The sequence below is a fragment of the Humibacter sp. genome, assembly GCF_051954055.1.
Classification (GTDB): Bacteria; Actinomycetota; Actinomycetes; order Actinomycetales; family Microbacteriaceae; genus Humibacter.
Window position 1 is genome coordinate 1 of the sequence record NZ_JBQCIE010000036.1, and the last position, 9,977, is coordinate 9,977.

Annotated in this window: 10 protein-coding genes; 5 read left to right on the forward strand and 5 right to left on the reverse strand. The window is 69.3% G+C overall.

From position 1 onward, the window contains the following. Positions 1–870: DUF222 domain-containing protein (locus ACTHNC_RS05100; protein ID WP_440293517.1), on the forward strand; the 870-nt coding region annotated here is incomplete at its 5' end. A 91-nt stretch (positions 871–961) separates the two neighbouring features. Here the strand turns inward: ACTHNC_RS05100 and ACTHNC_RS05105 are convergent. Genes ACTHNC_RS05105 through ACTHNC_RS05115 form a run of 3 tightly spaced genes read right to left on the reverse strand, consistent with a single transcriptional unit; the run spans position 962 to position 3,373 of the window. Further along, positions 962–1,714: an SDR family oxidoreductase gene (locus ACTHNC_RS05105; RefSeq protein ID WP_440293518.1), complete on the reverse strand. Its 753-nt coding sequence runs from the start codon at positions 1,712–1,714 to the stop codon at positions 962–964. Further along, a complete protein-coding gene (locus ACTHNC_RS05110) occupies positions 1,711–2,574 on the reverse strand; it encodes a metallophosphoesterase (protein ID WP_440293519.1) in 864 nt (287 codons plus the stop codon). The genes ACTHNC_RS05105 and ACTHNC_RS05110 overlap by 4 nt, the downstream gene beginning before the upstream one ends. Positions 2,575–2,599: 25 nt before the next feature. Continuing rightward, positions 2,600–3,373 (reverse strand): SDR family NAD(P)-dependent oxidoreductase, encoded by a 774-nt coding sequence (locus ACTHNC_RS05115; RefSeq protein WP_440293520.1) that lies wholly within the window; start codon positions 3,371–3,373, stop codon positions 2,600–2,602. Positions 3,374–3,595: 222 nt separating this feature from the next. On the opposite strand from ACTHNC_RS05115, the gene ACTHNC_RS05120 reads away from it, so the two are divergent. From ACTHNC_RS05120 to ACTHNC_RS05135, 4 genes are read left to right on the forward strand one after another with little or no spacing between them, the layout of a single operon-like run. Continuing rightward, positions 3,596–4,582: an ABC transporter ATP-binding protein gene (locus tag ACTHNC_RS05120; protein WP_440293521.1), complete on the forward strand. Its 987-nt coding sequence runs from the start codon at positions 3,596–3,598 to the stop codon at positions 4,580–4,582. After that, entirely contained in the window at positions 4,579–5,451 is an 873-nt protein-coding gene (locus tag ACTHNC_RS05125) for an ABC transporter permease (RefSeq protein ID WP_440293522.1), read from the forward strand. Before ACTHNC_RS05120 ends, ACTHNC_RS05125 begins: the two co-directional genes overlap by 4 nt. 9 nt (positions 5,452–5,460) lie before the next feature. After that, positions 5,461–6,681 (forward strand): sensor histidine kinase, encoded by a 1,221-nt coding sequence (locus tag ACTHNC_RS05130; protein ID WP_440293523.1) that lies wholly within the window; start codon positions 5,461–5,463, stop codon positions 6,679–6,681. Further along, positions 6,678–7,358: a response regulator transcription factor gene (locus tag ACTHNC_RS05135; RefSeq protein ID WP_440293524.1), complete on the forward strand. Its 681-nt coding sequence runs from the start codon at positions 6,678–6,680 to the stop codon at positions 7,356–7,358. Before ACTHNC_RS05130 ends, ACTHNC_RS05135 begins: the two co-directional genes overlap by 4 nt. Positions 7,359–7,373: 15 nt before the next feature. Here ACTHNC_RS05135 and ACTHNC_RS05140 read toward each other — a convergent pair whose 3' ends face one another. Both ACTHNC_RS05140 and ACTHNC_RS05145 read right to left on the reverse strand, forming a co-directional pair. Continuing rightward, positions 7,374–9,281: a YhgE/Pip family protein gene (locus tag ACTHNC_RS05140; protein ID WP_440293525.1), complete on the reverse strand. Its 1,908-nt coding sequence runs from the start codon at positions 9,279–9,281 to the stop codon at positions 7,374–7,376. Beyond that, the coding region (locus tag ACTHNC_RS05145; protein WP_440293526.1) for a hypothetical protein at positions 9,278–9,977 on the reverse strand (700 nt) is incomplete at its 5' end. The genes ACTHNC_RS05145 and ACTHNC_RS05140, both read right to left, overlap by 4 nt.

The window sequence follows — 9,977 nt, forward strand, 5'->3', positions numbered from 1 at the left end:
GAACTTGTCGCGTCGGCGGTGGGCGGGTTCACCGCCGACCAAACCCGCGTGCAAGCCATGGTGTGGAAGATCGCCCTAGACCCCGACGGGGTCGAGACCGATGCGGAAGAAGCCATGCGGCACCGCGGACTCACCCGCCTCGGCACTCGAGGCGGTTTGGTGCGGTATCGGATGGAGTTGATGCCGGAGATCTCCGGGAAACTGGAGCAAGCACTCGCCGCGGTCGTCTCCCCGAAATCGAAGCCGGTGTTCCTGGACGGGGATCAACCGGGTGAGGACGCTTGGGATGATCGTTCGTCGCCGCAGAAGCGGCATGATGGGTTCGCGTCCCTGATCGACGCCGCCGCCCGATCCGCCCAGGTGGCGTCGATGGGTGGTGCCGCGCCCACCGTCCTGGTCACCGTCGACCAACACGACCTGGTAGAGGGACGTGGTGCCGGGTGGATGGACGGAGTGGAGGAGCCGATCCCGATGTCGGCGGTGACCCAGTTCGCCTGCGCCGGCGGGATCCAGAAACTGTTGATCCGGGAGGGGAAGATTCTCTCGTTGTGGGCGCCGGAACGCTGCTTCACCGCCCAGCAACGCCGCGCGATCGCCGCCCGCGACAAAACCTGTGTGATCCCCGGCTGCCGTATCCCGGCCGGGTGGTGCGAATACCACCACGTGCAAGAGCACTCACGAGGGGGACCCACCGACACCGGCAACGGTGCCGCCGTGTGCTGGTTCCATCATCAGAGCATCGACACCGGTGGGTGGGCGATCCGCATGCACAACGGGAGACCACAAGTCCGGGCACCCGGATGGATCGACCCAGGCGGAACCTGGCGAGACACCGGCACCGAACACCGAAAGCCGAAACTAGGGGAATGAGCGCGCCCGGGGCATGACGATACCGTCGCCGTCTTGGAAGCCGGGCGACGGATGAGCGGATTTCTGGCAACTCATTGACGACCGTCGCCATTCACGCCGCGGATGACGTCTCCGCCAACCACTCGTCGAACGTCTGCGTGCCGAGCCGTGCATCCGGCCCTGGCAGGATCGAGCCGTCGCGCATGCCCTTGCCCATCGCGCCGGGCATGGTGAGATTCACCACGAGTCGACGAGTGCCGGTGGCCGCGAGGTAGGCGCGGATCATCCGTGTCATCTGCTCCTCCCGCGGGCCCGCGAGATCTCTGTCGAGACCGCGCGGTTCGCCCACCGCGATCTCGGCGAGCGCTTCGCCCACCTCCGCGGCGGCGATGGGCTGGCACCGCGCGACCGGCGCGAGCTGAAGCGGACCGAATGCGGCACGCGTCGTCATCTGCTGCGCGAACTCGTGGAACTGCGTCGCCCGCAGAATCGTCCAGCCTCCCGGCAACGCCATGACCGCACGTTCCTGCGCGGCCTTGCCGGCGTAGTACCCGCTGTCCGCCTTCGCGGCGCCCACGATCGACAACGCGACGTGGTGCGGCACTCCCGCACGCTTCTCCGCAGTGAGCAGATTCCGCGTCACCGTGCCGAAGAACCTGACGGATGCCTTGCTCGACTGCGCCCCGGTCGAGGTCACATCGACGACGGCATCCGCACCCTGCAGCGCCTGCTCGAGTCCGTCGGACGACATCAGGTCGACGCCGGTGCTGCGCGAGAGCGTCACGGTCTCGTGGCCTCGCTCCTTCAGGGCGGCCAGCACGTGGCTTCCGACGACGCCGGTGCCTCCAGCGACTGCGATTCTCATGGTTCTCCTCGTCGTGGCGCGCCGAACGATTCGGCGACCTGGCGGATGCCCTCGGCATCCAGCTGGAACACCGGCTCTCCGTCACGAGGGCTCGGCGCCGACACCACTGTGACGCGTGGCGCACCGGATGCCGGCAGCTCGACGAGCGCGAAGCCCGCGCCGACCGTCGCGCGTTCCGTGTCGGGAGGGGTCGCGACATCCGACGTGTTCGTCACTCCGGGCGCCACCACGATCGGGATGCCCCGCTCGAGCGTGACGAGCGGATGGTGGTAGTGGCCGCTCAGCACCAGACGCACGTCGCTGCCGTCGAGAACGCCGAACAGAGCGTGCGGGTCGTCGAGCTCCAACCGGCGCAGCAGCGGCGTGACCGCGCGCGTCGGCGGATGATGCACCACAACGATCGTGCCGAGGTCGACCGGCTGCGACAGGGTGTCGCGCAGCCACGCGAGCTGGTCGGCATCCAGCGATCCGTAAGCGGCACCCGGCACGGACGAGTCGAGTGTGATGATGCGGTGCCTGCCGATGGTGTGCACGCGAGTGCGGTCGCCGAGCACGGAAGTGAAGGCATCCGGATGATCGTGGTTGCCCATCGCGTACACCACCTGCGCGCCGTGCACGGCCGCCCACGGCTCGACGAGGTCACGCAGCTTGAGGTACGACGCCTCGGTGCCGTCCTCGCTGAGGTCTCCGGAGAGCACGACCGCGTCGATCCCCTCGATCTCGGATGCCTTCGCCAGCACGCGTTCGAGCGCGGCGGTCGTGTCGACGATGCCGTAGTGCAGCGATCCGTCGCCGAAGAGGTGCGTGTCGCTGATGTGCAGAAGCCGCAGATCGGCGCGTTCCTGGTGGGATGCCTTCACGCGGCCACGATACCCAGGAGGTCCGTCACCGGGGCAGCACGTGACCCATCGTCGCGAGCGGGCCGGCGAGGGATCCGCCGTCGACGGGCAGAGTCACCCCGGTGATCCAGGACGCGTCGTCCGAGGCGAGGAACGCGATCGCGGCAGCGATGTCGGCGGGCTCGCCGACGCGACCGAGCGGATACATCGGTGCGAGGGCATCCGGTCCGCCTTGGTGGTCCCACACTCGGGTGCGAACGGTGCCGGGGGCGACGACGTTGATGCGCACACCGGATGGGCCGAACTCGACGGCGAGGTTCTTCGCCAGCAGCGTGAGTCCGGCCTTCGCCGACCCGTACGCCGGCTCACCGTAGGCGGCGATGCCGTTGACCGAACTGACCATGACGATGGCACCTCGACTGGCCATCAGTGCCTCCCGGCATGCCCTGATGAGCCGCATCGGCCCGTGCAGGTTGAGGCTGACGATCTCGTTCCAGTGCGCTTCGTCGAGGCCGTCCTCGACGAAATGGTCGCCGCCGGCCACCGAGGCGAGCACGTCGACGCGGCCGAACCGCTCGAGAGCGGATGCGACCGCGCGGTCGACGGATGCGGCATCCATCACGTCGCACTCGAACACGGCCGTCCGCTCTGCGGTCGACGGATCCCGCTCGGTGCGCTCGGCCAGCCTGGATGCCGCCACCTCCGGCTCGCGGTCGAGCAGCGCCACCCGCGCGCCCTCGTCGAGCAACCGCTCCGTGGTCGCCCAGCCGATCCCGTTCGCCGCGCCGCTCACGACGGCCACCCTGTCGTCGAACCTCATGCCGACACGTTAGCGGCACCGTTCAGGTCGCGAAGTCTGCCCCTATTGGCCTTCGATAAGGGCAGATTTCGCGACCTGAACGAGGTGGCGATAGTGGCGATTGAGTCATTGAGCGGCGAAGCCGCGATACTCCGAACGGCGTAGTCGTCTGCGGTAGTCGGCCACGAACATCCGCTTCGCACAGACGATTCGGCGCGAGCGGCCGAGCGCGACCATCGGGTCATGAGCACTTCCACTGTCAGCCGAGCACGGGCGCCGGAGCGGCCCCTTGCCAGCTCGGAGGCGGCACCGGCGGTCGAACTGACCGGCGTCGCGAAGCGTTACGCGGGCACCGTCGCGGTGCATCCGCTCGATCTCACCCTGCGAAGGGGCGAGACCGTCGCCTTGCTCGGCCCGAACGGCGCCGGCAAGTCGACCACGATCGGCATGATGCTCGGCATCGTGCGTCCGGATGCCGGTACGGCGCGAGTCGACGGACGCAGCGCCGCACGCGCGGTCGCCGATGGCCGCATCGCCGGAATGCTGCAGGATGCCGGCGCCATGCCGGGCGTGCGCGTCGCCGAGCTGGTGCGGCTGAGCGAGCGAAGCTATCCGAACGCGTTGAGCACGAGCCATGCACTCGAGCTGGCGGGACTGACCGGCGAAGCGAAGCGACGTGTCGACCGTCTCTCCGGCGGTCAGGCGCAGCGGCTGCGGTTCGCGATGGCGATCGTCGCCAATCCCGAGGTTCTACTGCTGGATGAGCCGACCCGCGCGCTCGACGTACAGGGTCGCGCCGAGTTCTGGGCCGCGATGCGCGACTTCGCCCACTCCGGCAAGACCGTCGTGTTCGCCACCCACTACCTCGACGAGGTCGCCGAGAACGCGCAGCGCGTGATCGTCATCGCAGGCGGACGCATCATCGCCGACGGCACGCCCGAGCAGATCAGGGGCACGGCCGGCACGAGCGTCGTGCGGTTCCGCTTCGACGACCCCGCAGCCGCCGCCCGACACGTCGACCGTCTGGCGGAGCTGCCGGGCGTCAAGTCCGTCGAGCACACTGCCGTCGAAAACCGCGCAGGGCAGGCGACGGTCACGTGCGCGGATGCCGACACCGTCGTCCGCGCACTGGTCACGACCGTGCCGGGCTGGCACGACCTCCAGGTGGCACCACCTGACCTGAACTCCACCTTTCTCGAACTCACCCAACCGGAACGGAGCCGGTCATGAACACGCACTTCCTACGCCTCGAGATCGTGCGGATGCTGCGCGACCCGAAATACCTCTCCCTCGCCGTCGGCGCGCCCATCGGCTTCTACCTGCTGTTCGCCACCCTGTTCGGCGGCGGCCCCGTTCAGCCGGGCCAGCTGCCCGGCACCACAGAGATCATGGTCGCGATGGCCGCCTACGGCGCCGTGTGGGCCGTGCTCTCCACGACCGGTCCGCGGATCGCCGAGGAGCGCCAGATCGACTGGCTGCTGCAGGTGCGGGCGATGCCCATCAGCGCCGTGCAGGTGATCGGCGTCAAGGTCATCGCGAGCGTCGCCACGGCGCTTCCCGCGATCGTGCTGGTCTGCCTCACCGCGGGCCTCGTCAAGGGCGTGACGCTCAGCATCGGCCAGTGGGCCGCGTTGGTGGGATCCATGTGGCTCGGCAGCGTCACCTTCGCCGCGCTCGGCATCGCGATCGGCTTCACGGTCGGTGCAGAGATCGCCTACCCGCTCAGTTACGGGGTGTACATGGCCCTCTCCGCACTCGGTGGGCTCTGGGTGCCGCCGAACATCCTGCCGACCGGCATGCATGACGCCGCCGTATGGCTGCCGACCTACAATCTGGCCGAGCTCGGCTGGCGCATCGCTGCCGGAGACCTGCCGACGCTGGCGAGCGTGGGGAACCTCCTCGGCTGGACCGTCGTGTTCGGCGCGTTCGCGTTCGGCGCGTACCGCCGCCCCGCACTGCGCCGGGCGACGCGCAAGCCGACTCGTCGGGCCGCGCGATCCGCGGCAGCCGAAGCAGCTTATCCCGGCTTCGCCGCTCAAAGACTCAATCGGGGCGGGCATGCGAGCAAGCTCGCCCGCCCGCCCCTCAATCGCCTCTAAGCTACGCACGTGAGCGGTCTGGGGCTCGCGATCGCCCGCGCCGACGGCGCGGGCGTGCGTTCGCGCGTTTTCGACATCGTGCTGGCCTGCGTGATGGCGGCGCTGATCACGATCGGCGTGTGGGCGGAACTCGCCGGGTGGCCGCATCCCGTCGCCTTTCCCGTCGGCGCGTACGCGATCGGGCTGGCGGCCGCGGCGGTGCTGCTCGTGCGTCGCAAGCATCCGTTCGTCTGCACGATCGTCGTGCTCGTTCTCATCGCCGGATACCACGCGGCCGGCTACCATGGCGGGGCGCCCGTGCTCGCGTTGTTCGTCGCGCTCGAATCGCTCGCCGCCTACGCCGGAAGCGCGTGGTGGATCGCCGTGGCCGTGCTCGTCGTGTTCGTCTGGCAGGTGATTCCGGCGCTGCCTCCGACGCCGACCCCGTGGGATTCCTACGCCACGACCGGCCCTGCGATGGGATTGCTGTTCATCGTCGCGCTCGGGGCGATCGCGCGGCAGTCCAGAATCGGCGCGGAGCGAGCGCTGGCTGCGGCCCGCGAGACGGCCACCGCTCAGGCCCGCGAACGCATCGCCGAGGAGAGACTCGCCATCGCCCGCGACGTGCACGACGTGCTGGCCCACTCGATCTCGGCTATCGCGGTGCAGTCGGCATCCGCTCTCGACGCCTTCGACTCGGACCCGGCCGGTGCACGACGTTCCATGGAACGGGTGCGCTCCCTGGCCAAGCAGTCGATGCCCGAGCTGCATCGCACCGTCACTGCGCTGCGCGGTGACGCGCAGACGGATGCCTCGCAGCCGCCGCAGCCCTCGCTCGCCGACCTCGAGGATCTGTTCGAGGTCGCCCGCCAGTCCGGCCTGACGGTGAGAGCAGACACCGGAGGGCTCCACGCGGTCGGCCCGATCACGGGGCTGTGCGCGTATCGCATCGTGCAGGAGGCGCTGACGAACGTCGTGCGTCACTCGGACGCATCCGTCGTGAACGTCTCGCTCCACGTCGCCGGCGACGAACTCGTGGTGAACGTGACGGATGACGGGACCACTGCACAAGCTGATCTTCTCGATGCGCCGGCGACCGGCTTCGGCATCAGGGGAATGGGCGAGCGTGCCGCGGCGGTCGGCGGAACGGTGCGGGCCGGTCCGCGTCCCGAGGGCGGTTTCGAGGTGCGTGCGGTGCTGCCGATCGGCGCCGACGTGGCGGCGCGGGCCGCGCGGAAGGATCCGGCGTGATCCGGGTGCTGCTCGCCGACGATCAGGCGCTGATCCGCGAGGGTTTCCGCTCCATCCTGGAGCGCGATCCCGAGATCGACGTGGTCGGTGAGGCGGCCGACGGCGACAGCGCGGTGCGCCTCACACGTGAGCTCGTTCCGGATGTCGTGCTGATGGACATCCGGATGCCGGGAATCGACGGCATCCAAGCGACCCACGTCATCGCCCACGACCCCGCGCTCGCCGACGTGCGTGTGCTCGTCGTGACGACCTACGAGCTCGACGAGAACGTGTTCGGAGCACTTGCCGCAGGTGCAGGCGGATTCCTACTGAAGGACATCGAGCCGGACGAGTTGCGGCGGGCGGTGCATGTGCTCGCCGCCGGGGATGCCCTGCTCGCGCCGAGCGTGACGCGCAGGCTCATCGGCCGGTTCACGGGCGCGGCGGCCGAAGTACCGACCGCGTCGACGGGGGCGCGGTCCGACGAGTTGAGCGCCCAGCTCGAACGGCTCACCGAACGGGAGCGGGAGATCGTTGCGCACATCGCCGGCGGGCTCACGAACGACGAGATCGCCTCCCGCTTGTTCATCAGCCCGACCACGGTGAAGACGCACGCGTCCCACGCCATGCTCAAGCTCGGCGCGCGGGACCGCGCCCAGCTCGTCGTCTTCGCCTACCGAGCCGGCCTCGTCCGCTGACTCATGCCGCGGGCCTCAGCCGATAAGGCTCGGCTGCAGGTCGCGCAGCGTGCGACGGTGCGTCATCCGCACCACTCCGATCGACGTGATCACCAGGGCGCCCACCAGCCACGCCAGCAGGAACAGCGCATCCCCGCCGGCCAGCGAGGCGTTCCCGCCGTACATGGTCTGTCGTATTCCGTCCACGGCATATGACATCGGCAGACCATGGTGCAGCCACGCGAGTGGACCGGGCAGCGTCTGCCACGGGAAGGTGCCACCCGCGGTGACGAGCTGCAGGACCATGAGCACCAGCCCGAGGAACTGGCCGACGCTGCCCAACCACACGTTGAGCGCCAGGATGATCGCCGCGAACGTCACCGACGCGAGCGCCATGATGCCGAACGTCGCGACCGAATTGCTGACGTTGAAGTGCAGCACTCCGGCGACGATCCCGTAGAGCGCCACCATCTGGATGACGCCGAGCAACGCCGGTGTGAGCCAGCCGGCGAGCGTGACCCGGAACGGGGAACGAAGCGCCGTGATGGCCCGCCGCGACACCGGCTTCACGATCAAGAACAGCGCGTAGATGCCGATCCATGCCGCCAGCGCCATGAAGAACGGTGCCAGCCCTGCGCCGTACGTGCCTGCGCTGGCCTCCTTCGACTGGGCGAGCTTGACCGGATCGGCGATGGTCTTGGCCTGAGCCGCGCGCTCCGATGCCGTCGTCTGCGGAATCTGCTGAACCCCGGCATCCAGTCCCGACTTCAGCTTGGCCGTACCGTCGGCAATCGTGCCGAGCCCGTCACGAAGCGACGCCGCACCGGTGGCGGCCTGCGCCGAGCCGTCGGCGAGCTGCGACGCGCCGCTGGCCGCCTGCTGGATGCCTCCGCTCAATGCCGGAGCGGATGCCGCCAGCTGCGCCGCTCCCGCCGCTACCTGCTGCGATCCGCTCGCGAGCTGATCCACCTGTCCGACTGCGCTCTGCACCTGCTGATTTCCGGAGGTGACCTTGCTGCCGAGCTGATCGAGCTGGGCCAGGATCGCGTCGGCCTGGCTCTGGCTGATCGCCCCCTGCTGCACGAGCGTCTGCAATTGAGCCTGGATGTCCGCGCGCGCGGTGGGCACGGCATCCGCCGCCTGCTGTGACAGGGCGCCGGCCTGGTTCGCGTAACCGGCGAGCTTGGTGTCGCCGTCTGCGACCTGCTGCGCGCCGTCTGCGAGCCGCTGGCTCTGCGCCGGCAGATCGGCGGTCTGGGACGCGAGCGTGTTCAGGCCGTCCCGCAGAGACACGGAACCGGTCGCCAGTTGCGCCGTGCCGTCGGCGAGAGTCGCCGCGCCCGTGTGCGCGGTCTGCGTGCCGTCGAGGAGCTGGCCGGCGGCATCCGCTGCTGTCGACAGATTGGAGCGGATGTCCGACAGCGCCAGCAGGAACCGGCTTGCCGCCTCGCGGTTCACCTCCTGCACGATGGCCGCCTTGATCGTCTCGGCCGCCTGCTGGCCGATGGTGGATGCGAGATAGCTGTTCGTGTCGTTCGTGGTGAGCGTCACTGTCGCCTTCTCGGGGCTCGTCGTCGAGGCGCTCAGGAGCCGACGCGAGAAGTCGGCGGGCAGCGTGATCGCGAAGTCGAATCGCTGGTCGTTCAGCCCCTTCGCGGACGTCTCCGCCGGCACGATGTGCCACTGGAACGTTCCGTCGTCGACGAGTTGCTGCGCGACCTTGTCGCCGTAGTTCACCGCCTTGCCGTCCACCGTGGCGCCGGTGTCGCTCACGACGATGGCGGCCGGGATCTGGTCGAGCTTGGCGTACGGGTTCTGGTTCGCCCAGAGGTAGAGAGCTCCGTAGATCACCGGAACGCACATCAGCGCCAGCAGGGCGATGGTCGCCATGCGGCTGGCGGTGAGGCGGCGCAGCTCCGCCGCGATCATCTGGGGGACTTTCATTCGTCACTCGTTTCGGTGTGAGTGTCGTTCTCGATCACCGGCACGGGCCGGGTGATCACGTCGGGAAGGTCGAACAGCGATCGCTCGGTCAGGATCGGGGTGTCGGAGTCGTCGCGGGTCGGATCGTCGTCGGGTTCGGCGTCCTCCCACGGCGCCTCGAGCCGCTCGACCAGCGAGCTCGCGGCGATGGCCGCGGCCGATGCATCCCCTGCGATGACGAGCACCGCGAATCCCCGGGATGCCACCTCGAGCGCGATCCGCCACCACGCGTTCGGGTCTCCGCCATGCCGGTCCGGCGCGGTCAGCACGACTCCTTGCACACCGTCGCGCAACAGCGCGAGCTCGACGAGCAGACGGATGCGCACCGTCGGCGGCACCTGCCCGATCGCGTCGCGCGCGTGCTTCGCTGCACCGAGCGACGCGAGGGTGCGCTTCACCGCGTGCACCCCTGACGGTCGACCCGCGAACATCAGCTCCTCGGCGACCACGCCGGCGACCGTGACATTCGGCGCGGGGTCGCTCACGTCCGGCGCGTCCACGAGGGCGATCGCACGGCGGATGGCCGAGGCATCCGCTACACCGTCGACCGTGACGGTGCCCGAGCCGGGCTTCATGCGGCCGGATGCCAGCAGCCCGAGCACGGTCGGCCGCTGCTCGGTCTCGGGAAGGGCGAGGACCCCCACCCCCCTGACGTAC

Bases quoted from the DNA above. Each gene is read 5' to 3' on its own strand.
- ACTHNC_RS05120 (WP_440293521.1), top strand. From the start codon at position 3,596: ATGAGCACTTCCACTGTCAGCCGAGCACGGGCGCCGGAGCGGCCCCTT.
- ACTHNC_RS05140 (WP_440293525.1), bottom strand. From the start codon at position 9,281: ATGAAAGTCCCCCAGATGATCGCGGCGGAGCTGCGCCGCCTCACCGCC.
- ACTHNC_RS05105 (WP_440293518.1), bottom strand. From the start codon at position 1,714: ATGAGAATCGCAGTCGCTGGAGGCACCGGCGTCGTCGGAAGCCACGTG.
- ACTHNC_RS05125 (WP_440293522.1), top strand. From the start codon at position 4,579: ATGAACACGCACTTCCTACGCCTCGAGATCGTGCGGATGCTGCGCGAC.
- ACTHNC_RS05115 (WP_440293520.1), bottom strand. From the start codon at position 3,373: ATGAGGTTCGACGACAGGGTGGCCGTCGTGAGCGGCGCGGCGAACGGG.